The organism is Sphingobacterium sp. UGAL515B_05, assembly GCF_033097525.1.
GTDB lineage: Bacteria > Bacteroidota > Bacteroidia > Sphingobacteriales > Sphingobacteriaceae > Sphingobacterium.
On the sequence record NZ_CP109907.1, the window covers coordinates 2,667,833 to 2,692,090 of the forward strand.

The following is a 24,258-nucleotide window of genomic DNA, read 5'->3' on the forward strand; positions in this document are numbered from 1 at the left end:
AGAACAGGAATGTTGGCGCATCCCTGTTCAGAAATGTGATCAAAGGGCTCATAACTTAAAAGTGAACTATTAATTACCTAATTAACCACAAAATGTAAATGTATGAATAACTTACCATTTAGCAAAGCCTGGTCCTTGTTACCCCAAGATCATAGGTTTTGCAAACCCTTACGTATTATGAAAATTAGTACATGCCTTTTATTCGCATTTGTAACCGGTGTTCATGCTAAAGGAACAGCCCAAAAAGTTACCTTGAAAATGAGGAATGCCCGGATTGAGGAAGCGCTTTCTGCAATTTCTAAACAATCCAACTTGCGTGTTCTCTATAGCGAAAACTTAAACGCTAAATCTCGTGTTACAGTCAATCTAAAAAATGCGTCTGTAGAAGAGGCGTTAAACTCGATTTTAAGCGATAAAAATATCGAGTACAAAATTATTGCAAATACAATTTCTGTCAATAGTAATGGAAAAAATGACGTAGTTGTAGAGGGGACACAACAGTCGATCACTGGAACAGTTAAAAATGCTGACGGGAATCCGTTGGCCGGTGCTACAATCACGGTCAAGGGAACTTCCATTTCCACGCAAACCGATGCAAACGGACATTTTAAGATAAATGCTGGAGGAAATGCGGTATTGGTTGTCCGATATGTGGGTTATAGCAATCTTGAAGTTAGTGTCAATAATAGAAGTTCCATCGCGATCGTATTGGATTCTAACCAAAATCAAATCGACGAAGTTGTTGTAACAGGACTTGGAGCTAAAATAGACAAAAGAACATTTACAGGGGCTACATCTAAAGTCGATATGAAAGATATTGAACTTGGTGGACTTCCTGATCCATCAAGAGCTTTGGAAGGCCGTGTTGCTGGGGTTTCGGTTCAAAACACAACCGGAACTTTTGGATCAGCTCCAAAAATTAGAGTCCGTGGTGCAACGTCAATTTATGGTAGTTCAAAACCGCTTTGGGTAATTGATGGGATTATCATAGAAGATGTGTCAAACGTCTCTTCAGATGATCTGTCTTCGGGAGATGCATTGACCCTAATCAGTTCTGCTGTCGCCGGCTTAAATGCCAATGATATTGAGTCATTTACTGTACTGAAAGATGGTTCTGCGACTTCAATATATGGTGCTAGGGCTATGGGAGGTGTTATTGTTATTACAACAAAGAAAGGAAAAGCTGGTCGGAACTCCGCCAATTATGTGGGTGAGTTTACTTCAAGAGCGATTCCTTCTTATAATAATTTCAATATCATGAATTCTCAGGAGCAGATGGCATTTAATCAAGTTCTTGAACAAAGGGGATGGTTAACAATGGCAGATGTGGCAAGTAGATCCGAATCGGGTGTCTATGGGAAAATGTATGAATTAATCAAGGCAGGTCAATTAGAAAACACGCAGGAAGCACGAAATGCTTATCTAAGACAAGCTGAATACCGAAATACAGATTGGTTTAAACAATTGTTCAGCCGGACAATCATGCAGAACCACTCAGTCAGTCTTTCATCAGGTACAGAAAGAGCACAATATTATACATCCATTAGTGGTGTTTTTGATAATGGCTGGGCGCGTAAATCAGATGTGAAACGCTATACAGGGATGTTTAATGCTTCCTATGATTTATTTGATAATCTTAAATTAGATTTGCGAACAAATGGATCCTATCGTGATCAGCGGGCTCCCGGTACATTAGGTTCTTCTGTAGATCGAGTTTCCATGGAAATTAAACGGGATTTCGACATTAACCCTTATAGTTATGCATTAAATACTTCACGGACACTTGATCCTAATGAATTCTATACACGGAATTATGCACCATTTAATATCCTGCATGAATTGGATAACAATTACATGGATATAAATGCTGCCGATATTAAATTTCAAGGAGAATTGCGATGGAAGCCGATCAAGGCATTGGAATTGGGGTTATTGGCCGCTACAAGATATCAGCAAACATCGCAACAGCACTATATTAAAGATCAGTCAAATCAGGCATTAGCTTATCGTTGGATGCCTACTACGTTTATTCGTGATGCGAATCCTTTCTTATATACTGATCCGAGTGATCCTTATGCAGTGCCAGTTTCTGTCTTACCATATGGCGGTATCTATAATCGTACAGACAATAAGATGTTGACAAAGGATTTCCGTTTTACAGCAGCTTTCGACAAAACTTTTAAAGAGATCCATAAGGTATACGCATTTGCCGGTGCTGAAACGAATTCTGTGGATCGAAATCAGAACTGGTTTAGAGGTTGGGGTTTGCAATATGATTTAGGGGAAATTCCATTTATAGATTATAAGCTGTTTAAGAAAAGCCAGGAAGAAAATGCTGATTATTATTCTATTGATAGAAGAAAAAATGGTGATATAGCTCCTGCTCGTAACAGACAAGTAGCATTTTATGGAACCGCAAATTATACGTTTGACAACCGATATACTATTAATGGTACATTACGCTACGAAGGGACCAACCGTTTAGGTCGTACAACCTCTGCACGTTGGATGCCTACATGGAACGTTTCAGGAATGTGGAATGTCATGGAAGAAGATTTCTTTAAAAAATTGAATACGCCATTTTCGAATTTAAGTTTTAAGGGGTCTTATAGCTTAACGGCAGATAGAGGACCGGATTTCGTTACCAATTCGAAGATTATTATTCAAAGTTATAACCCATGGCGTCCTAATACCGCAGATAAAGAAACAGGTCTTAATATTTCTGATTTAGAAAATTCGGAACTTACCTATGAAAAGAAACATGAGTTAAATATAGGTACTTCCATTGGTTTATTTAAGAACAGGATCGCATTGGATGTTGATTACTATAAACGTAAGAACTTCGACTTAATCGGTATTGTCAATACACAGGGACTTGGTGGCGAGATTTCAAAGTACGGGAATGTTGCCAATATGGAATCTCATGGATTGGAATTTAGTCTTTCCGCAACAATATTGAAAAAGCAAGATTTTTCGTGGGTTTCTAGCTTTATTTACACCAAAGCGAAAAACAAGATTACGGCTTTGGAAAACAATAGTCGAGTTGCAGACTTAATTGCTGCTGGCGGATATGGACGGGTTGGTTATCCCGTAAGACCGCTATTTTCCATTCCATTTAATAGACTTCTTCCGAATGGTCTGCCCGTCTACAATTACATCGATGGAGCAGAGACAACAACGGGGGTTTATTTTCAGGAACGCAAGCAAATTGACTGGTTGAAGTATGAGGGGCCAACTGAACCGACCGATATGGGAAGTTTTGGGAACGTATTTTCATATAAGAATTTTAAGCTCAATGTATTTATCACCTATTCTTTTGGAAATGTAGTTCGATTGGATCCAGCATACAAAACAGGTTATTCCGACTTAAATGCTACACCAAGGGAATTTTGGGATGCCTGGACTGTTCCTGGAGAGGAAGCATTTACGAATATTCCTGTGATTTTGGATAGACGTTTTATCCGAAACAATAGTCAATACGATTATGCTTATAATGCCTACAATTATTCAACGGAAACTGTTGCAAAAGGTGATTTTATTCGTTTGAAGGACATTTCCTTGTCTTATGAGCTGCCAAAATATTTTGTGCAATCTCTTAAGATGAGCAATCTTGGTGTACGGTTCAATGTGATCAATCCTTGGTTAATTTATGCGGATAAGCGCCTTAATGGGCAAGATCCAGAATTTGTTAATTCAGGAGGTGTGGCATTACCAATTGCGAAACAATATACATTAACATTAAAAATGGGATTCTAGCATATGAAAAAGAGATTATCATATATATTAATTGCAGCGGGAATAATAGCGACAAGCTTTTCTTCCTGTAAGAAATATTTGGATGAATTGCCCGATAATAGGGCTGAACTAAATACAACAGACAAAATTGGGAAAATGCTCGTTGGGGCTTATCCAGAGAATGCTTATGTTATGGTAGCTGAGTTATCTTCTGACAATGTGGATGATGTTGGGCCAGTTTACTTAAACTACGCACGCTTCATAGAACAAATATACAAATGGCAAGATATTACTGAAACGAGTAATGATGGAATCGATCGTATTTGGGGAGCGTGTTATGGAGCGATTGCTAATGCAAATGCTGCATTGCAAGCTATTGATGAACAGGGGAATCCAGCGAGCTTAAAAGCACAGCGTGGTGAAGCGTTGTTGGCACGGGCTTATAACCATTGGATTCTTGTAAATATGTTTGCACAGAATTATTCGAAAAAGTATTCAACAACAGATTTGGGTGTTACTTATATGACGAAAGGAGAAACTACCCTAAATCCAAAATATGAACGTAATACTGTTCAGGAAGTTTACGATTTTATTAAAAAGGATATAGAAGAAGGTTTACCATTAATCAATGACGCTTCTTACGCCAACTCTAGTGTTGCAAAATATCACTTTAACCGAGCGGCAGCTTATACCTTTGCATCGCGTGTTGCATTATTTATGGAAGATTGGACAAAGGCAGTGGAGTATTCCACCGAAGCGTTAGGAAACAATCCAACAGCGACTTTACGTGATTATGCAACGATTGCCTCTTTTTCTGCTGCGATCAATAATACAACGAGAGAGTATAATGCGAGCTCAGTGAAAGCTAATTTCTTAGTAGCTACGGCTTATTCGGCGATGGGGACAACTTTTGGGGGGTATTCAACCAACAACAGAATCAGTCACGGTGGATCTATTGCAATGACGGAGACAGCGTTTGCTGCTCAGCCTTTTGGGAGAGCTACGACATCAACGGATTATAGAATTCGTGCATTTTCCTATACGAGTACGACGGCAAATAAAGTGATTTTTCCACATGTTGCCTACATTTTTGAATATACTGATCAAGTTGCGGGAATTGGATTTTCACGAGGAGTCTATACGCCGATCACGTCGGAAGAAGCTTTATTGAATAGGGCGGAAGCAAATATTCATCTTAAGAATTATGCGGCAGCCATTACTGATATGCAAATCCATATTAATAACAATACCATTAGCAAGCCTGGGACAATAAGTGAAGCTTCGATTAACAATTGGGCGAATTCATTTGCATATTTTACTCCTACAGCTCCAACACCGAAAAAGAAATTGAACCCAGATTTTCAGATTGAAAGCGGTACACAGGAAAATATGATCCATGCAGTATTATCGCTTAAACGCCTTCAGTTTCTTCATACTGGCTTAAGATGGTTCGATGTAAAACGTTATGGCATTGAAATAACCAGAAGGGTCGCTCCTGCGGTCAACAATGGAACGATGACTTTTACGGTTACCGATAATACGCTATCGATCCGAGATCCTCGTCGTGCAATTCAATTACCTCAAGATGTAGTAAGTGCAGGTTTAACACCAAATCCTAGATCAAATGAAATTAAGTAATAAACTATTTATGTTATTAGCTTCATGCGGAGTGTTGTTTTCTGCATGTAACAAAGAGGATAAATTAAATCCCAATAGTGTTTTTGTAGATTCAACAATACCAAAGAACGCTTTGGACAATTACCTCTATAAAAACTATATTCTACCCTACAATGTCGAAATACTGTACAAGTACGTCGATAAAGAATCTGATATGAGCTATCGATTGGTACCTGCACCTTTTGAATCTTCTATAAGATTGTCCAAGCTTATGCTTTATCTTGTTATGGAGCCATATTCAGAAGTGACAGGAGGGAAGGAGTTCCTTAAAAACAACTTTCCAAAATTAATTACGTTTACTGGTTCAGCTCCAATTCAAACAAACGGTGTCATGATTTTGGGAACAGCAGAATCAGGTACAAAAGTATCTTTGTATAATTTGTTGGAATTAAATGAAACCAATGGTAAAAACCCAGCTTTTCTGACGGGCCGATTTTTCAAAACAGTTCACCATGAGTTTCAACATATTTTAAATCAGAATAAGCCTTATCCAAGTAATTTTAAGGAGATCACAGGTACTAGTTACGTGGAGGATGACTGGAATGCGAAATATCCTGCCAATGCTACAGGTATAGGAGCCGCGATCGCAGCAGGCTTTATTTCACCGTATGCTTCTAAGGCCGATACTGAGGATTTTGCTGAACTGTATTCGTTCTATGTTACGCGGAGTCAAGCTGATTTTGACGCCATGCTGAATGTTGAAAATTCTACGGCAGCGGGAAGGGCTTTGATCCTTTCAAAATTAGCAATTGTGAAAAACTATATGAAATCTGAGTGGGGAATTGATATGGATCTATTAAGAGCCAATATTCTTGCTCGTTATCCTAATCTTAACACTTTTGATCAAACAACTTTAAATTAAGAAAAAATGAAATTTAAACTATTTATTTTAGGAATAACCATTTTGTCTTTGAGCGCAAGTTGTGAGAAGAAGATGGATCGTATTTTTGAAGAAAGTCCGAGTGACCGTCTGAACGCGAGTGTGGCTAATGTATACTCTACTTTACAAGCGAATAAAGATGGTTGGATAATCAAGTATTTTCCAAGCAGCGGATTAGAATTTGGAGGATATACCTTATTTGCCAAATTTAATAATACCACTGATGTTAGCATTGAAGGTGATTTTACAACACTTGCTGCACAGGTAAGTACTTATACTGTTGCACCTGGTGCTGGCGCAATTTTGACCTTCGATACCTATAATCGCATATTTCATTATTTTGCATTGCCTGCAGTCTTTAATAGGGAACCTGCATATCAATTACCCGGTTTCCTTACAGCATCAATTGGTGCGAGTAACGAGGGGATGAAAGGTGAAAATGATTTCTTGGTAACAAAGGCATCAGCTGATTCCATTGTCATGGAAGGTAGAAAATCGTACAATAAGGTTGTGATGGTCCCGATTAAATCTTCAGAGGCTTCTACAATTATAGCGACCTACCGCGCTGCGCTTACAAAATTCCATGCATTTTCAAATTACAAATTTGAAGTTGGGACAGAATCCTTAGCAGCAACATTTTCAACCGCAGCAACGAAACGAGCATTATTGATTGCAGGTAATACTAAACCATATGCTTATCGTTATACGCCTACTGGACTCGAATTTTACACAGAATATGAAGTAAATGGAGTGAAGTTTAGAGAATTGAAGTATGTAGAACCAACAGGAGCGTATACCAAAGGTTATTTTACCAACGATGCAGGAACGATCAAGTTAGTCCCACAAAGTTAAAAAGCAATTTTCTCCCTGCGAAATCAGGGAGAAAGTTTCATATGTTTATTTAGTGGCCCCTTCAGAATATTTTTTGGAGGGGCTTTTTTGCAAATATTTTTTTCCATGTAATGGATCTATTGATTTAGTTGTCATAATGATGTAGGCCTTTGCCATAGTTAGTTTAATTGATATAAACCAAAGTGTAAATTTTATGAAGTATTTTTTTAGTGCCCTTTTACTTGTTTTTGCAGCTCAGTTATTTGCGCAACAAAAAACCAATCAGACGAAACATCTGCCATTTGAGACGATCTATTTTGCCGGTGTTCAATTTAACAACGCCAGCAATCTGAATAGGATCTTGAAAGAATATGATTCCGGAAAGGTGCCTGGGTTTGGTTGGAATGCAGGCGCCGGACTGGCATACAGGACGAAACAAACCCTTATTGGCGTGAATTTTAGCCTGTCGACAAGCAGTAAAAACGACAATACGATGAACACAGGAGATTTTACGGTTTATGTATCTACCAATGCGATACGTACAGGCAGATTGATCTTTAGTCCGCAGCTGGGAGTCGGTACGCAGTCTACTACTTTTACGGTTCAAAAGAAAAATCTGAATGGAGAATTTAGAGACTTTTTGACCACGCAGTCCAACCAAACTAAAATGGAGCATGATGCTGCTATTGTCGATTTAAGTGTTACGTTGAAAACATCCAATTCCGAACGAACGAGCTTTCGCCCCGAATGTAGAATAGGTTATAAATCTTCTATTACACAGAATGAATGGAAAGTAGTGAATGCTGCCGTTGCAAATGGTCCGAAGGACAGACTGGGACATTTTTATGTTCAGTTAGCTTGGGGTATTGGACGATAATAATGCGATATCAAGGTTTATAGTGCTCCAAAATCTCGACATTCTTTAATTGATTTCTTTTTAGTTTTATTAATTTTCTTGATGTTAAGCTACCTCAGGTGTAATTTTTTATTATATTTTTATTAATTTTATTTAAGTTTCTTTAACCAAATTACTAGTGATCATGTCATATGCCGTTTATGGAAATTTTTAAAACACACCGCAAGTTATTTTTTCTTTACTGCCTTATTATGCTAGTGATTATATTAAGTCAGCAACTTATAGACGTTCACTTTCGGGGTGAAGCAGTGGAATTCACTTCAGACAGAATAATTAGAGTAGTTGTGTGTCTAATTGTTGGAGCATGGATACTTACATTTGTGGAAATAAAGACTAAAAAGCTTAAGTAAATTAAAGAATCTCTAATTATCTGATCTGACTGCAAGAAGTTACATTTAGGGAAATGTAGAAAAGCCGCTTATTAAGCTAAAATAAGTTATGAAAAGATTATTGTTTATTATTCCCTTTGTTGTTTTCTTTCTAGGATGTAAGAAAGAAAAAGACGATGCTAATCCTTTCTTAGGAGAATGGGAAATCAAGACCATCTATACAAAGTATACCGACCCGGTTGCTGGACTAAAAGAGGAAACAACGGACGTGAAAACATTTTTGGCAAAGAATGGCTATTCCCCATCGACCTATAAAGGAATGCTGTTTTATGCTGTTGATAGTGCCGCATTGATAACATCGGAGATATTCGCGCTGCCCAACGATGATGGGCACCTATATGAGGATCCGGACAAACCTGATAGCGAAAGCAAAACGGCCGATAGGATAAGAGCGAGCTATAAGGTCGATGGCAATACCATCACTCTTCAATTGGAACCATTACCAGTCTCACAGAAGTTAACTTATCGTTATGCTTTTGTAAATGGTTTTCTTGAACTTACTGTAAAAGATCTAGAAAGTGAGCTGGAAGGAAAGCCTGTGATCCATAAAGAAGTATGGACATTGCAGAAAAGCAAATAATGCGATAACTTAGCGGAACCTATTTTCTGAAATTTATTTTCCATGAAACGGATTATTTTCCTCCTATTCATTATTCTTATAAATAAAGTTGCCGTGCAAGCGCAGCCAAAGACGAGACCATTTCAATTTAAGAAACCAAATCAAGTAGTTGAACATGCGAAGTTTGGTAAAATAAGCCTATACGACGCAAGGGAGATAAAAGATAATCTGGGTGTCATACAAGTAGGTATGATGAACGCAAACCGGTTGTTGGTGGCGGAGCCATCATTGGAAAAACAGTTACAGAGCCAATTGGAACAAATAACCGGTCGTAAAGGCAATGGTGAATTGCTGATGCGGTTGGAAAAATTCTGCATAGCGGAATTGATGGGAGCTTTTTCTGAAAAGGGATTTTTGGATTTTAGAGCAATCTTATTCTCAAAAGAGGCTAATGGAGAATATTTACAGCTAGCCCGAGCTGATACAGCTATCGTCGTTAAAGGGATGGATGTAACCAAAGCGACTTTGGCACGCGCCAGCGATGTTGTCAATAACCTGATCTTTGATGCATTAACCAAAAACGGCGATACCACAAAGAGCTATAGTCTCAGTGAAATCGAACATTACGACGATATTCAAAAGAAACAATTGGCACTTTATAACACGGAAACATTAAAGATGGGTTATATCTGACCTACGAAGAATTTGCCCTTCAAACACCATCAGGAGGGCAGGCCCAATTAAGAGAGGACGATTTAAACTTAGGCTTCTTTAAGGAGAATGAAAAAGGGAAACTGAAAAAGGTAAACCCGAAAGATTATTATGCAGTAGTGCACGCTGGTAATCCTTTTATTTCAAGTCAGGATCAGTTTTATGCTTTAATCAAGGAAGATGATGATTTTATTTTTGTGGGCCCCGTTGTGGAAACTGCATCTGCAACCAATGTTGTTGTAGCTTCGGTGTTGCTAGGTGCAATAGGAGGTGTGTTGGTAGCAGGCCCTGAAACAAATTACTATAGGCAGAAACTCGACTATGCAAATGGTAGCTTTATTCGAATGCTGAATAAACAATAATATGTATCTCTTATTTACATCGTAAAAAACTTTTGGTCGAATCTAGTATATCGTCTTATATTTTGTTTAAAATTTGATGCGTTCGCAGTTTTCCATAATTTGTTAATAACATTGTGGAAAACGTTGTTACTCCAGAGTTGTGAAATAGGTTCTTTGTTACTGAAATGTATTGACGCTATAAATTAATTATTCTTTATTTATTAAATAATCATGTATATTAAATGCAATATATTAACCCTTGACTAATGAAAACCAAATTTATACTTGTTTTAATATTGTCCTTCATCGTCTGCTTCTCCATAGCAGCTGCTGTATACTATTTCTTGGATGAGAAATCGTCCATTCCCGATTCCTTGTTCGTGGCGTCTATATCAAGCTCTATCGTGATTACATTATTCTCAAAGTTTAACACAGCCGCTCGACGTAAATAATTATATTTTCTTGGCACCAACTCCATACCAACTAGTGGTCAACTCCGTACTGTAACCGCCTTGTGTCCACAGTGAGTCCACGTTGAGTCCACCTTCTAAGGGTTCCTTCACTGTACAGACATCCTGTTTGCATCTTGCTTGCAATTAGAAGGTGGTTAGGAGTTGGCTATAACTAATCCCAAAAAAGGTATCACTAAATTTTCAAATTTATAATTGCTATTTGCTGCAGTTTTCGAATTCCTTAAAAATGAACAAGATACTTGACATAGGGTCGTTTTGGTGGTATATTTATTGTATGGGAATAAATGATAATGGCTATATCCGTGGACTGGTTGGCCCACTGGTAAGCAGAAAGGTAGGAACAAAGAACTACATTCAAGGTAAACCACATCGTGTAAAACAAAACGTCGACACGAAGAAAGCTGGTAAAGATTTTGGACAGGCAAGTCGCGCGGGCGCTGCAATTAGGCAGGCTTTTAGGTTAGTGCATCAGGAACTGCATGATGGACAAATGGGCAATCGCTTGAATAAACAGATTTATAGGGCAATGAAGACAAATATCGATGACGATAGGGGAACACTGTGCCTAAACAACTGTAGGCTCGATAGATTGGTGAATTTCCAATTCAACGAAAATTTCCATATGCAGGATGCGCTGAATATCGATCCAACGGTTAGCCTAACCGAGGAGAATCAGATCGAAATCTCATTTCCGATATTTGACATTAACCGAGCATTAATGCTACCCAAAGATTGTAATGCTATCGCCTTTAAATTCCATACTTTTTCTTTCAATTTCAAAGAAAGGGAATTTATAGAAGTAAAGGATGAAGAATGGGAGATCGATATCGTCTATGGACAGGATCCAATTCCGGCCAAGACGATCAGCATCCCATGCAACGAATTTGTTAATACACCCATCCTGGTTGGATTTACGATCATATATCTTCATAAAAATGGCCGACGCTGCAATGTGCTCAATGAAGTTGATTGTACGCCTGCAACCATTCTAGCTGCTTTCCAGTTATAAAAGTGATCTTAATCTTTTCCTATATTTTTTCCTACCGGAGCGGATATCCATTTACCGCTCCTTTACCTCCATTTACCGACTTTTTTATTCCGTTGATCTAAATGTAATAAAATGGAATGCTGGGTTGTCTTACTTTTGAATCAGAATCTTAAAGGAAATGATGCAACAAAATCAATATCCTTGCGACAATAAGAAAAGAGACAAAAAAACTAACACTATAAATAAAGTATTATGAAAACTTTAGTAAAGACATTCGCAGCAGCAGCATTGATTACGGTATCAACTTTCGCAATGGCAGCTGCTGACCCAGGTAAAGCATTAAACTTCTCCACAGCTGATTTGGCGATCGATAGCTACGTGTCGGTTATGACAGAAGGTGCATCTCAGGGCGTAGAAAAATTATTCGCATCCGAATTCAACCAAAAAATTCAAGGCAAAGTTGCGCGTACCAATAGCCGTTCGGAAGTTATCTCTTTCCTGAAAAAGCAAAAAGGGGAAAAGTTAAACTGCAGCACAAATACAGAAGTTCTTGAGGAATCTGAAAACTATATGGTCGCACGTATCACCATGAAGTTTGATGATTTCACCAAAACAGATTTAGTGACGTTGGTTAATGAGTCAGGAAGCTGGAAGGTTGCAAGCTCTGTAAACTCCTATAAATAGAAACTGTTTAATTAAATTCATATGTTTATTTTAGCCACGTCGGGATGATGTGGCTTTTTTTGTTTCACCATCTCTTAGCGAATCTGAAATGGCTTTATTACTTACATGAGTAACGTTTTTAAGTTATCAACAGAGTTATTAACATTGTGTTGATAACCTGGTTTCCTCAATTGCAGCGATAGTTGTAATAAGTAATAATTAATTAACCTGTTTATTTCTTGTTTGGCTGCTCCATTTGTTATTATTGCAATACTATTAACAAATTTTATGAAATCCAACTTGTATTTAGCGGCAAAGCTGATTTGTTATTTGCTATTCAATCTATTTATATTTAATGCGAGTGCTCAGATTGAGCGAACAGCATACTATACAAAGGCAGGGCGAGAAACCAAACTAAAGGATTCAGCCTATTTTTCCAGAACCATAGTGCATATGACAGATCAGCCTATGTCATACTTTAAGATCGTAGAGCATTATTTACCGAATAATACCATTAAGCTAAATGGAACAGTGCAGGATACAGGTATTATTTTAAAATTCTTTGGGAAGCTGGAGGAGTTTTATTTCAATGGTGAAAAGCGTAGTCTAGAAAATTTTAATTCAGAAAATGTACGTGTTGATTCAGCATTTTACTGGTATCCGAATGGGAAGTTAAGAACAATTTCACATTACCCATTTAACGATAAAATAAAGGGCGGTGTCGCATATTATATCGCACATTACGATTCGTTAGGCAATAAGACTCTTGAAAATGGAAACGGTTTTATTCGCATTGAGTATGATCATGACGATTACCTACAGGGAGAAATGGAAAATTACCGTCGTGAAGGTAAATGGGAGGGTATAATGTCTAAGCTGCCAATTACCGAGGTCTTTGCGCGAGGCAAGCTGCTCTTTGGTGTCAAAACCAAAGATAATGGAACGACCATTAGCTATGATTCAACGACCTATTGGGTTGATCCCGTTTACCCAAGCGGAATGCCAAAATTGATGAACTTTGTTGCTAGACATTATAAATGGCCTAAAGAAGCTAAGCGAAATAATGTTAAGGGGGTATTGGAAATTAGTTTTGTTGTGAATAAGGAAGGATATTTAGAAGATATTGTTGTGAAAAAAGACTTGGGCTTTGGTACGGGCGAGGAGGGTATTCGTGTGTTAAAAATGGCCGAAAGATGGAAACCGGGAATACTGCGTGGAGAGCCTATCGGTGTAATGTTTACGATACCAATTCGGTTAGATGCCAATCCTTGATTGATGGTCTGTTCAAAAAGACTGATTGTGTTTTTGGCGTGTAGTTGTTCTTCTGTTCCTATGGTGAAGGCTAAAATGAAGTTCTGTGAATAAATGAAGCCCTCAATTTTCGTGACAAGTTGGGTTATTAACAATCTTATTAACATCATGTGGAAAACTTGATTTTACAGCATGATGTTGAACATAAATAGAAATAAGTATTATTTAATCGATTAATTCTTTATTTAACCAGGATATTTGTTATTATTATCAATTATTATGAAGTATTATTTACATTTTTGGGTCTCAACCGTCTGTTTTTTGTTATTCAATTTTTTCTTATCAAACCTTTATGCTCAGGTTTCTTTTACAAGTTATCATAAGAAAGATGGCGATGAAACAAAACAAGCGGATTCGGCCTATTATATGCGGACAATTCATGTTGATGCATCGGGAAAGGATAAAGTTTATCGTGTAGAGGAGTTTTACACTCGCAATGATTCGATCAAACTCAGTGGCATCAGTACAAATGCGCTTTATCCATTTAAATTTCGCGGGCGAAAGTACGAATTTTATGAACAGGGAACGTTAAAAAGCTTAGAAAACTACAGCGACGAAAGTGCTCTTATAGATTCTGCTTTTTATCTGTATCCAGGGAATAAATTGGAGAAGATTGTTTTTTATTCCAGTAGTCCCGATAAAAAAGGAAAACTGAAAATAGAAGATCCCATCTATGTTGTGTACTATGATTCTCTTAACAACAAAACGTTGGAAAATGGGAACGGATTTATTCGGCTAAATTATGGGTGGAGTTATGAAGAGGGACAAATGAAAAACAATTTGCGCGAAGGTGAATGGAAAGGAAAGATGGGAAAGGACAGCTTTGTTGAAACGTACTCGAATAATCAATTGGTGTCAGGGACTAAAACAAAGGTTGACGGAAAGGTTTTTAAATATGATTCGTCTAACTTTATGAGTCCGCCTGATTACCCCGGTGGAATTTCTAGACTGATGGGCTTTATAGCGAGCAATTATGTCTACCCAAAGGAGGCGATTAGCAATCAGGTGTCTGGTGTGGTCATGATAGCGTTTGTGATAGACAAAGATGGTAACATAAAAGATCCGGTAGTAACGAAAGATTTAGGTTTTGGAACAGGGGAGGAAGGAATCCGTGTTATAAAAAAAGCAGGCAAATGGAAGCCCGGAATACAACGTGGAGAGAAACTAAATGTGAAGTATTCGCTCCCAATCCGCTTGAACACATCGCGATAGAACTGTTTGGATAGCATTAAATAAAAATATATTAAATATAATCTCTCGCATATTTGAAATGAAATTCTAGCGGGATAGTGGTAAAATACCTAAAAAGGGCTTTCCAATTTTTTTGGAAAGCCCTTTTTAGGTATAAAGGATTTAAGATAGACTATTTTCTCAAAGCTGCTGCTCCTTTGATGATACCCTCTACAACAGCAGGATCCTGAAGTGTCGAAGTATCTCCTACATTGGCGATATCGTCTTCGGCAATCTTGCGTAAGATACGACGCATGATCTTTCCAGAACGTGTTTTTGGTAGGTCATCGACAAACTGGATAATGTCTGGTTTAGCAATTGGACCGATAATACGTGAAACGGTTTCCATGATATCCTTTTTGGTAGCTTCTGCATCGGTGTGGTGATTCGCAATGACATAAGCATAAATACCCTGGCCTTTTACTGGGTGCGGATATCCGACAATGGCAGACTCCACAACATCAGCGTGCATATTGATGGCATTTTCTACCTCTGCTGTACCAATACGGTGGCCCGAAACGTTCAGTACATCATCTACACGGCCTGTGATTTTATAATAACCCTCCGGACTACGGAAACATCCGTCGCCTGTAAAATACATATCCTTATATGTCGAGAAATAGGTTTGACGGCAACGGTCATGATCTCCCCATGTCGTGCGTAGCATGCCTGGCCAAGGGAACTTGATACATAGGTTTCCTGTGACGTCATTGCCTTCAATCTCCTTTCCATTCTCATCCATCAAAGCGGGTTGAATGCCCGGCATCGGGAACATCGCATAACTTGCTTTTTCTGGTGTTACTCCCGCCAATGAAGTGATCAAGTGGCCTCCATTCTCTGTCTGCCAATAGGTATCAACAATAGGGCAATTCTTTTTACCAACTTTTTCGTTAAACCAGTTCCAGGCTTCTTCGTTGATTGGCTCGCCTACTGACCCCAAAACACGTAAAGAAGACAGATCATTTTTATCGACAAATTCGTCACCAAAGGCCATCAATGAACGTAAGGCAGTAGGGGATGTATAGATAATATTGACCTTGAACTTATCAACAATGTCCCAATAACGGCTGGCATCCGGGAAGGTTGGAATACCCTCAAACATTAAAGAAGTAGCTCCTTGTGATAATGGCCCGTAGACGATATAACTGTGTCCTGTAATCCAGCCGATATCTGCTGTACAGAAAAATACGTCGTTTGGCTTATATTGGAACGTATTCATAAAGGTATAACCTGTATACACCATATAACCGCCACAGGTATGTACTACACCTTTAGGCTTACCTGTGGATCCTGATGTATAAAGGATGAATAAATTGTCCTCAGCATCCATCTCCTCGGCTGGACATGCTGGATTTCCTTGTGTCTCTACTTTTTTGATCTCATCTTCCCACCATACATCGCGTCCTTTGATCATTGATACCGGTGTACGCGTACGTGTTAAGACAATTACCTTTTCAACGGTGTCACATTGCATCAAAGCATCATCTACGATATTTTTTAGACCGATGGTTTTATTGCCACGGTAACTGCCATCAGAAGTAACGATTAGTTTGCATTCGGCATCTACGATACGATCCGCGATAGAACGTGCTGAAAAACCTCCAAATACCACCGAGTGGATGGCACCGATACGTGCACAGGCCAATACTGCAATAACCAATTCAGGAACCATTGGTAAGTAAATACATACCCGGTCTCCTTTTTTGATGTTATTATTTTTAAGTACGTTGGCAAATTGCTCTACCTTTTGTAGTAATTGTTTATAGGAAAGAATGCGGTGCGCTTCATTGGGATCGTTAGGTTCCCAGATGATGGCTGGTTTATCACCATTTGCATAAATATGGCGATCAAGACAGTTTTCAGTAATATTTAATTTTGCACCCTCAAACCATTTGACATTGGGTTCCTCAAAGTTCCAGTTTAGCACTTTATTCCATTTTCTCTTCCAGAAAAAATGATCTGCAATGCTCGCCCAAAACTTCTCAGGTTGTTCTACACTTCGCTTATATTCACTTTGATATTCTTCAAATGATTTTATTTGTAGGCTCATCGTTATTAGGATTATTATGAATTATTTTAATTTATATTGTTATCGTTGCGAAATTGTTTTTGGTATTTCGATTTCGGTGTACAATTTAGCGGTTTTTGCCCATTTTATCAAAAAATTGATGTTTAATATAATGTTAAACTACTTTTATCTATCAAGATTGTTATCTTGCATCAAGATTTACCGAGATGTCTTTTCTAAGAAAGCTGTTCTATATTACAATCTATACAAATCTTCTGATCGCCATGGCGGCCATGGCACAATGTGCGTTGACTTATATCATATTTGAATGGTCGATCAATTGGTATATCGTTTTAGTGGAAGGGACAGCGACTTTGTTGCTTTATAATTTTAGCCTGTGGTGGTCCAAACCGAAGAACCCAAAAGAATCAAAATTCCCCCGGACACGCTGGATCTTTAATCATGAATGGGTCATGTGGTTAAACAATGGTATCGCTTTGCTTGTGCTAGGTTATTGCTTATGGTATATTCATGTGTACTCCTTTTTGTTTTTGGGATTTATTGGAATCCTGAGTCTGTTATACGGAATGCCCCTGTTTACCTTCCGTGACCGCAAAGTGGGCCTTCGACAGATACCGGGGGCTAAGATTTTTCATATTGCCCTGGTCTGGGTCTGCAGCAGTGTGGTGCTTCCCTATGTGGAACTGGCCAATGTCGGTGTCAAAATAGATCAGTGGGTTTTTATTGCGCTCTGCGGATTGAAGTTCATATTTTTGGTTATCTGTACACTGCCTTTTGATATTCGGGATATCCAACAGGATTCCTATTATCACCTGCGGACTTTGCCCAATATGCTGGGCGAACAAAAAGCTAAAAATCTAACTTATGGACTGTTGGGTCTTCATTGTGTATTGATCTTGACGGTACCTTATACGGTGCCTATTAAAATTGGATTGATTCTGACCAACGTGCTCATATTTGCTTTGCTAAAATTGGCTGTTTTCAAAACAAAAGATCATTATCACTATGCTTATCTACTTGACGGTAGCTTGGTGCTTCAGTTTCTGATTGTTCTTGTTATCGGTATGTTTAGCGCCGGAACCTGATTTTTAATACATTTCAAGAGCAATAGGTGACTTTAACCTCCTAAGCGGGTATGAATAGGAGGTGCTTACTTGCTAGATTGATTGGAGATTTTAACAAATAGCTCGTTGTAAAATTAAGATGCCAGAAAGGCGATGATCTTATCGGCAGCCACTTCCGATAATTTATAATAACTTTCGAATGTCCATCCGGCAACATGTGGAGATAAGATCACATTGTCTCTGCGGATAAGATCCGCATACCATGCCTGTTCAGCCAGTTTTGGGAACTTTTCTACGGGCAACACATCGAATGCTGCTCCGATAATGGAACCGGAATCAAGACCATTTAATACTGCGGGTACTTGTACAATACCACCTCGTGCCCCCAGTAAAAAGAAAATAGGTTTTTCAAATTTAGCCAGATAATCCACATCGATCATCCCCTTTGTTTCATCCGTTAAGGGAATATGGAAACTGATCACATCGGCTTCTTTGCAGATTTTTTCCATGTCGGCTGCGGCGGCATATTGATCCGCGTAGTCGATTCGGTATTTATCATAGGCAAGCACCTGTACATCAAAACCGGATAGTTTTTTTGCCATGGCCATGCCATTGTGCCCATAGCCAATCAAACCTATAGTACGTCCCTTAAGTTCGTAGCCACGATTGGCTTCACGTAACCACTGGCCAGATCGTATTTGTTGGTCACCCCGATTCAGATTGTTCATTAGACTGAGCAACATACCGATCATATGCTCACCTACAGCATCCCGATTGCCTTCATTGGCCGGAATTAACAGCACGTCTCTTTGCGCAGCAATTGTATCGTCAATATTGTCCATACCGGCACCAGCACGAGCGATAAAGCGGAGGTTTGGCGCCAGGTCAAAAAAAGCTTTATCTACCTGAAATTTGGAACGAATAACCATCCCCGAGTAATTGCTGATAATTTTTTCAGCCGCTTCCCGACTGATATCCGGTTGATAATGGAACGCGATTCCTGCCTGTTCAAATTTCTCAAGCATGATTTCATGAATGTCGTCGACGATCAAAATGGTAGTTTTCATTCAATTATTTTTTTATGTGGGACTGATCAAGGAATATTGTTACGGTGTAGTACGATGATTTAGATCCCAGCATCATGATTATGATTGATCTGCATAAAATCTACAGATAGTAATTTGTTCAACTGTTGTTGTTTCATGCGGTTAGGCATTATTTTCATGCCAAAATTTCGCATTTTTATCAGGAATGGATTTTCCCATTGTGCGATTTTTCCTATCCTCCAGGAAGTATTACAGATATAATTTACCCGATCCAATCTTCTTTTTTCGAATCGTTGGAAAGCCAAATTAACGAAACCTGCGGTCTGGAGTTCATCCACGAGAACAGCAACATCTTCAATAGCCTGACAGGCTCCCTGACCTAGGTTGGGAGTCGTCGCATGCCCGGCGTCACCCAATAATAGAATATTGTCAAAAGCGAGTTGTTGAAGTGGTGCGATGTCAATGATGTCATTTGCAATTAGTTCGCTATCCTTTGTTTCCGAAAGAATCGTTGGAATAGGGGCATGATAATCTTTAAAATTTTCGAAGAGCTCCTTTGTTTTCCAATTTTTTAAGACTGGATTTTGTGCCTCAGTATTGAGGCATGCGTACCAGTAGATGCGGTTATTGACAAGTGGGGTCATCCCAAAGCGTCCTTTGCTGCCCCAGGTTTCTGTGCCTTTTTCAAGTTTTATGCTGCTGTTGTCTATGGTGGCCCGCCAACAGGTATAGCCTGAATACCGGGGTGCCGAGGCCGGTATAAGTTGTTGTCGTAATGCTGAGTGTACGCCATCGGCAATCAAAAGGGCTTGCCCGCATACATGGCTTCCGTCTGCGAAATAAACTTGAATATCTCCTCCCTCCCGTTCAAAGGAAACGGCGCGTTTGCCGAGATGAACTTGTTCATTGGGGATTTTGGATAAGAGAAACTGATGCAGATCTGCCCGATGGATAGCGAAATTGTCCTGTTGATATTTTTGGCTGATTGACCTGGTGTCTGGTTCAACAAGAATATTTCCCTTTTGATCCAAGACATTATACGATGCAAGGTAATGCCCTATCGGAACGATTTCATCTTTCAATCCGAGATGTTCCAAAGCTTGCATGGCGTTGGCCGCGAGCCCGAATCCAGCACCTATGCCCTTGAGTTCAATGGCGCTTTCATAGACATGTGCTTCAATACCTACTTTTGCAAGCCCAATTGCAGCACATAATCCCGCGATACCTCCGCCGACGATAATAAATGTGCTGTCCGTCGAATGCATAATTAAAGACTATTTGCAATTTCGTTTGTTAAACCAACAAAATCATCCACGGTCAGTCGCTCCGCGCGTAGCTCGTACAATGGATTGTCGGACATTTTATCTTTGGGAACAACGCCAGAAAGTGAGTTACGGAGGGTTTTACGGCGTTGATTGAAGCCCGCTTTGACAACACGCCAAAATAGTTTCTCATCACAATTCAATTGTTCACGGTCATTGCGCGTCATGCGGATAACGCCCGACAATACTTTTGGCGGTGGATTAAAAGCTCCTGCTTTTACAGTAAAAAGGTATTCTACTTTATAATAGGCCTGTAAAAAGACACTCAAGATACCGTATTCCTTGCTGCCCGCCTTAGCTGTACAACGTTCGGCCACTTCTTTCTGGAACATCCCCGTCATTTGAACCACACGTTGGCGTTCATCCAAAATTTTAAAGAGAATCTGGGAGGAGATGTTGTAAGGGAAATTGCCAATAACAGCCATTTTCTCACCAAAATACTGTGAAAAGTCAAGGTTCAGGAAATCACCGTGGATCAATCGCTTACCCAATTGGGGATATTTATCGTCCAAATAAGCAATGGATTCGTCATCCACATCGATCAAATAGGTTTCATATTCTTCCTTTTGCAGGAGAAAATCAGAAAGTACGCCCATTCCCGGACCTACTTCAAGCACTTGGCTAAAACCCAATTTAGGATCCAGTGCTTCCACAATCTTTTGTGCAGCATTTTTATCGTTCAAGAAATGCTGTCCTAAATGTTTTTTTGCTCTTACTGTGCTCATGTTGCAAAAGTAATGAAAATTAAAAACTAAAAGTCAGAAATTAGAAGTCCGAAGTAAAAAGCTTAAAGTTAAAAAAGAGCAAGGAGCAAAGAACAAGGATAAAGGACAATACCCAATACTAAAAAAAAATCCCTATTTTTGAATCAAAGCATTTAAACAGAATGAGCGATAAATTAAAAATCGGAATTACCGTAGGCGATATTAACGGCATTGGACTTGAAGTCATAATTAAATCTTTGGTAGATCAGCGGATGTGCGATTTCTTTACGCCGGTGGTTTACGGAAATACAAAGGTTGCTTCTTTTCACCGTAAAGCGATCGGTGTAAATGATTTTAGTTTTAACGTGATCAATGATGCTGAGCAGGCACATTCCAAAAGAGCAAATATGATCAATTGCTGGCAGGAAGACGTCAAGATTTCGTTGGGTGAAGAAAACGAAATTGGCGGTAAATATGCTTTCCTTTCGTTGGAGAAAGCTGTTGAAGACCTGAAAGCTGGCAAGATTGATGCTTTAGTGACTGCCCCAATCAATAAGCATAATATTCAACAGGAGGGATTTCAATTTCCGGGCCATACGGAATACCTGCAGTCCAAAGTGGGGGCCGATGATGTCCTGATGTTTATGGTATGTGATGAATTGCGTATTGGTGTGGTAACAGGTCATATTCCACTGCATGAGGTTGCGGCTAATATTACGGAAGAGGCTATCCTTAAAAAGCTAGCGCTGATGAATGATTCCCTGAAGAAAGATTTTTGGGTTGAAAAACCTAAAATTGCTGTCTTAGGACTAAATCCACATGCTGGTGATCATGGTATTATTGGTACGGAAGATGACCAGATCATTAGACCTACGGTAGAAAAAGCAAACGAACAGGGAATCTTCTGTTTTGGCCCTTATCCGGCCGATGGATTCTTTGCTAAAGGCGCATACGAGAAATTTGATGCGGTACTGGCAATGTACCACGACCAAGGATTAATACCTTTTAAGCATATTGCCAAAGGTGCCGGTGTCAACTTTACCGCTGGTCTTCCTGTCGTACGAACTTCGCCAGATCATGGTACAGGCTATGATATTGCGGGAAAAAATCTAGCTTCTGAAAGTTCTTTTGTCGAGGCGATTTTCTCAGCTTTGCATATTGTGAAACACCGCCGTGAACAAGCGGAATTACTTAAAAATCCACTTGCTTTCCGTAAGTTATCCAAAGATAGGGATTAGGGAAAAAAATTGTTACTTTTGCAAACTGTTTGGTTTTTACCTGCTGTTTTGACTATGTACGATAATTTACAACATCCAATCTTTTCAATCATTAAGGAACTCGCCGAGACAACAAATACAGAATGTTATGTCATCGGGGGGTATGTTCGCGACTATATCATGAAGCGCCCTTTTAAGAATGATGTGGATATTGTTGTCGGTGGCAGTGGTATTGAATTTGCGACTTTATTGGGAGATAGGCTGCATACCAAAGTTGCCGTATATAAGAATTTTGGCACTGCAATGCTGGTTTATGAAGGACTCAATGTGGAGTTTGTCGGTGCGCGAAAGGAATCTTATCGTGCCAATTCACGCAAGCCCATTGTTGAGGATGGAACCTTATCCGATGACCAAAATAGACGTGATTTTACAATCAACGCGATGGCATTTTCTCTGAATAAAGCGGATTATGGTACTTTAGTCGATCCATTTGAAGGCGTAAAAGACCTTGAACAACGCATTATTCGGACACCTTTGGATCCGATAGAAACATTTTCTGATGATCCATTGCGGATGATGCGTGCTATTCGTTTCGCTACGCAGTTGAATTTTAAAATTGCCATTGAGGCAATAACTGCGATTACAGATACAAAAGAGCGAATAAAAATTATTTCCAAGGAACGAATTATTGATGAAATCAATAAAATCATTCTTTCTCCAAAACCTTCAGTAGGTTTTAAATACCTGTTTGATACCGGTCTATTGGAATTGATATTTCCGGCGATGTATAATTTACATGGTGTTGATATTATTGACGGCAAAGGCCATAAGGATAATTTCTACCATACGCTGGAAGTGTTGGACAATGTCTGTGAATTATCTGATGACCTCTGGTTGCGTTGGGCTGCGATTATGCATGATATTGCTAAACCGGCAACCAAGCGTTTCGACAAAAAACTCGGTTGGACTTTTCATGGCCACGAAGACCGTGGTGCCCGTATGGTACCAAAGCTTTTTGCCGAATTGAAGCTACCGCTCCATGAGAAAATGAAATTTGTTCAAAAACTGGTACAATTACATCTTCGGCCTATCGTCTTGGCGCAGGATATCGTAACGGATTCTGCTGTACGCCGTCTATTGTTTGAGGCGGGGGATGATATTGAAGCCCTTATGATGCTATGCCATGCGGATGTGACAACAAAGAATGAGTTTAAAAAGAAGAAATATCGTCAGAATTTTGAACTTGTCAAACAAAAATTGAAAGATGTTGAAGAACGGGATAAGGTGCGCAACTGGCAACCACCGATCAGTGGAGAAGATATTATGATCCTATTTGGCTTAGCGCCGGGACGTACCGTTGGGCAGTTGAAAAATTTGATTCGCGAGGCTATTCTGGAAGGCGAGATTCCAAACTCCCGAATAGAAGCATATCAATTCTTGGTGAAAAAAGCAGGCGAAATGAACCTGACGATCAAACAAGAAATCCCATTGGAAATTTCCAATTCTTAAAATATAGTATTAATTTTAGAGGGTTAAAAGAAGAAAATAGTAGACATGGCAATTTATAGATTTAGAGTTACTTTTGAAGATTATGAAGATGTATATCGTGAAATCGACATGCCTTCAAAAAGTACATTTATAGACCTACATGAAGAAATCCATAAATCAACAGGATATGCTGCAGATGCATCTTCCTCTTTCTATGTGAGTAATGATCAATGGAAAAAGGGAACAGAGATTGCATTTAAGCCTACGCAACGTAAAAAGGACGCAGAGGTATTGTTGATGGAGAATATCCGATTGAGCAAGTTTATCGATGATCCACATCAGAAATTTTACTACGTCTATAATTTTGATCGTCCTTATGATTTTCAGGTTGAACTGATTAAGATCTTGAAAGAAGAGGATGGAAAGGATTATCCTGCATTATTTAAGTCCATCGGCCAGGTTCCTAAGACCATGACAGCTGCTAATTTCCCCGTATCAGATGCAGTTGAAGAGGATGACTATGTAGAGGAAGACGATACGCAATATGGCGTAGATGATGATGACGAATTAGACGGCTTCGACAGTGACGATGAAGAAGAGGGCGAAGAAGGTGAAGAGCGTGAAGAATCGAACGGTTACGAGGACGAATATTAATTAAGAAGACTTTATAGGTTCTTTTTGGAC

21 protein-coding genes are annotated in these 24,258 nt (G+C 39.1%); 16 read left to right on the forward strand and 5 right to left on the reverse strand.

Annotation, left to right across the window (positions count from 1 at the left end; all coding sequences use genetic code 11):
* The first annotated feature begins 177 nt into the window (after window positions 1–177).
* The 8 genes from OK025_RS10670 (at window position 178) to OK025_RS10705 (ending at window position 10,060) form a co-directional block, all read left to right on the forward strand.
* On the forward strand, window positions 178–3,756 hold the full coding sequence (locus OK025_RS10670) for a SusC/RagA family TonB-linked outer membrane protein (protein WP_317669441.1): 3,579 nt from the start codon (window positions 178–180) through the stop codon (window positions 3,754–3,756).
* A 3-nt stretch (window positions 3,757–3,759) separates the two neighbouring features.
* Window positions 3,760–5,373 (forward strand): RagB/SusD family nutrient uptake outer membrane protein, encoded by a 1,614-nt coding sequence (locus tag OK025_RS10675; protein ID WP_317669442.1) that lies wholly within the window; start codon window positions 3,760–3,762, stop codon window positions 5,371–5,373.
* Window positions 5,360–6,274, forward strand: coding sequence for a putative zinc-binding metallopeptidase (locus tag OK025_RS10680; protein ID WP_239468758.1), 915 nt, complete (start codon window positions 5,360–5,362; stop codon window positions 6,272–6,274). The genes OK025_RS10675 and OK025_RS10680 overlap by 14 nt, the downstream gene beginning before the upstream one ends.
* 6 nt (window positions 6,275–6,280) lie before the next feature.
* On the forward strand, window positions 6,281–7,144 hold the full coding sequence (locus tag OK025_RS10685) for a DUF4302 domain-containing protein (protein WP_317669443.1): 864 nt from the start codon (window positions 6,281–6,283) through the stop codon (window positions 7,142–7,144).
* A 193-nt stretch (window positions 7,145–7,337) separates the two neighbouring features.
* The gene (locus OK025_RS10690; protein ID WP_317669444.1) at window positions 7,338–8,000 is read left to right on the forward strand and encodes a hypothetical protein; all 663 of its coding nucleotides are present in this window, start codon (window positions 7,338–7,340) and stop codon (window positions 7,998–8,000) included.
* Between the two features lie 477 nt (window positions 8,001–8,477).
* On the forward strand, window positions 8,478–9,008 hold the full coding sequence (locus tag OK025_RS10695; RefSeq protein ID WP_317669445.1) for a hypothetical protein: 531 nt from the start codon (window positions 8,478–8,480) through the stop codon (window positions 9,006–9,008).
* Between the two features lie 42 nt (window positions 9,009–9,050).
* Window positions 9,051–9,680, forward strand: coding sequence for a hypothetical protein (locus tag OK025_RS10700; RefSeq protein WP_317669446.1), 630 nt, complete (start codon window positions 9,051–9,053; stop codon window positions 9,678–9,680).
* A 137-nt stretch (window positions 9,681–9,817) separates the two neighbouring features.
* On the forward strand, window positions 9,818–10,060 hold the full coding sequence (locus OK025_RS10705) for a hypothetical protein (protein ID WP_317669448.1): 243 nt from the start codon (window positions 9,818–9,820) through the stop codon (window positions 10,058–10,060).
* A gap of 431 nt (window positions 10,061–10,491) precedes the next feature.
* Here the strand turns inward: OK025_RS10705 and OK025_RS10710 are convergent, their stop codons facing one another.
* A complete protein-coding gene (locus OK025_RS10710; protein WP_317669449.1) occupies window positions 10,492–10,635 on the reverse strand; it encodes a hypothetical protein in 144 nt (47 codons plus the stop codon).
* Between the two features lie 103 nt (window positions 10,636–10,738).
* On the opposite strand from OK025_RS10710, the gene OK025_RS10715 reads away from it, so the two are divergent.
* From OK025_RS10715 to OK025_RS10730, 4 genes are all read left to right on the forward strand, one after another.
* Window positions 10,739–11,521, forward strand: coding sequence for a hypothetical protein (locus OK025_RS10715; RefSeq protein WP_317669450.1), 783 nt, complete (start codon window positions 10,739–10,741; stop codon window positions 11,519–11,521).
* Window positions 11,522–11,752: 231 nt separating this feature from the next.
* Window positions 11,753–12,184, forward strand: a complete 432-nt coding sequence (locus OK025_RS10720; RefSeq protein ID WP_317669451.1) for a nuclear transport factor 2 family protein — start codon at window positions 11,753–11,755, stop codon at window positions 12,182–12,184.
* A 267-nt stretch (window positions 12,185–12,451) separates the two neighbouring features.
* On the forward strand, window positions 12,452–13,435 hold the full coding sequence (locus OK025_RS10725; RefSeq protein WP_317669452.1) for an energy transducer TonB: 984 nt from the start codon (window positions 12,452–12,454) through the stop codon (window positions 13,433–13,435).
* A 258-nt stretch (window positions 13,436–13,693) separates the two neighbouring features.
* Window positions 13,694–14,686 (forward strand): energy transducer TonB, encoded by a 993-nt coding sequence (locus OK025_RS10730; protein ID WP_317669453.1) that lies wholly within the window; start codon window positions 13,694–13,696, stop codon window positions 14,684–14,686.
* A gap of 151 nt (window positions 14,687–14,837) precedes the next feature.
* Here OK025_RS10730 and acs read toward each other — a convergent pair whose 3' ends face one another.
* The gene (gene acs, locus OK025_RS10735; protein ID WP_317669454.1) at window positions 14,838–16,754 is read right to left on the reverse strand and encodes an acetate--CoA ligase; all 1,917 of its coding nucleotides are present in this window, start codon (window positions 16,752–16,754) and stop codon (window positions 14,838–14,840) included.
* 185 nt (window positions 16,755–16,939) lie between these two features.
* Between acs and OK025_RS10740 the strand changes: the two genes are divergently transcribed.
* A complete protein-coding gene (locus tag OK025_RS10740; RefSeq protein WP_317669455.1) occupies window positions 16,940–17,818 on the forward strand; it encodes a hypothetical protein in 879 nt (292 codons plus the stop codon).
* A 113-nt stretch (window positions 17,819–17,931) separates the two neighbouring features.
* Here the strand turns inward: OK025_RS10740 and OK025_RS10745 are convergent, their stop codons facing one another.
* Genes OK025_RS10745 through rsmA form a run of 3 tightly spaced genes read right to left on the reverse strand, consistent with a single transcriptional unit; the run spans window position 17,932 to window position 20,890 of the window.
* Window positions 17,932–18,864 carry an NAD(P)-dependent oxidoreductase gene (locus tag OK025_RS10745; RefSeq protein ID WP_317669456.1) on the reverse strand — a complete coding sequence of 311 codons (933 nt, stop codon included), beginning with the start codon at window positions 18,862–18,864 and terminating at the stop codon, window positions 17,932–17,934.
* 59 nt (window positions 18,865–18,923) lie between these two features.
* On the reverse strand, window positions 18,924–20,108 hold the full coding sequence (locus OK025_RS10750) for an FAD-dependent monooxygenase (RefSeq protein ID WP_317669457.1): 1,185 nt from the start codon (window positions 20,106–20,108) through the stop codon (window positions 18,924–18,926).
* A 2-nt stretch (window positions 20,109–20,110) separates the two neighbouring features.
* The gene (gene rsmA / locus OK025_RS10755; RefSeq protein WP_070560762.1) at window positions 20,111–20,890 is read right to left on the reverse strand and encodes a 16S rRNA (adenine(1518)-N(6)/adenine(1519)-N(6))-dimethyltransferase RsmA; all 780 of its coding nucleotides are present in this window, start codon (window positions 20,888–20,890) and stop codon (window positions 20,111–20,113) included.
* Between the two features lie 161 nt (window positions 20,891–21,051).
* On the opposite strand from rsmA, the gene pdxA reads away from it, so the two are divergent.
* The 3 genes from pdxA to OK025_RS10770 are packed head-to-tail and all read left to right on the forward strand — an operon-like array spanning window position 21,052 to window position 24,228.
* The gene (pdxA, locus tag OK025_RS10760; protein WP_317669458.1) at window positions 21,052–22,107 is read left to right on the forward strand and encodes a 4-hydroxythreonine-4-phosphate dehydrogenase PdxA; all 1,056 of its coding nucleotides are present in this window, start codon (window positions 21,052–21,054) and stop codon (window positions 22,105–22,107) included.
* Between the two features lie 54 nt (window positions 22,108–22,161).
* On the forward strand, window positions 22,162–23,595 hold the full coding sequence (locus OK025_RS10765; RefSeq protein ID WP_317669459.1) for a CCA tRNA nucleotidyltransferase: 1,434 nt from the start codon (window positions 22,162–22,164) through the stop codon (window positions 23,593–23,595).
* A gap of 45 nt (window positions 23,596–23,640) precedes the next feature.
* Window positions 23,641–24,228: an IS1096 element passenger TnpR family protein gene (locus OK025_RS10770; protein ID WP_317669460.1), complete on the forward strand. Its 588-nt coding sequence runs from the start codon at window positions 23,641–23,643 to the stop codon at window positions 24,226–24,228.
* Window positions 24,229–24,258 lie beyond the last annotated feature (30 nt).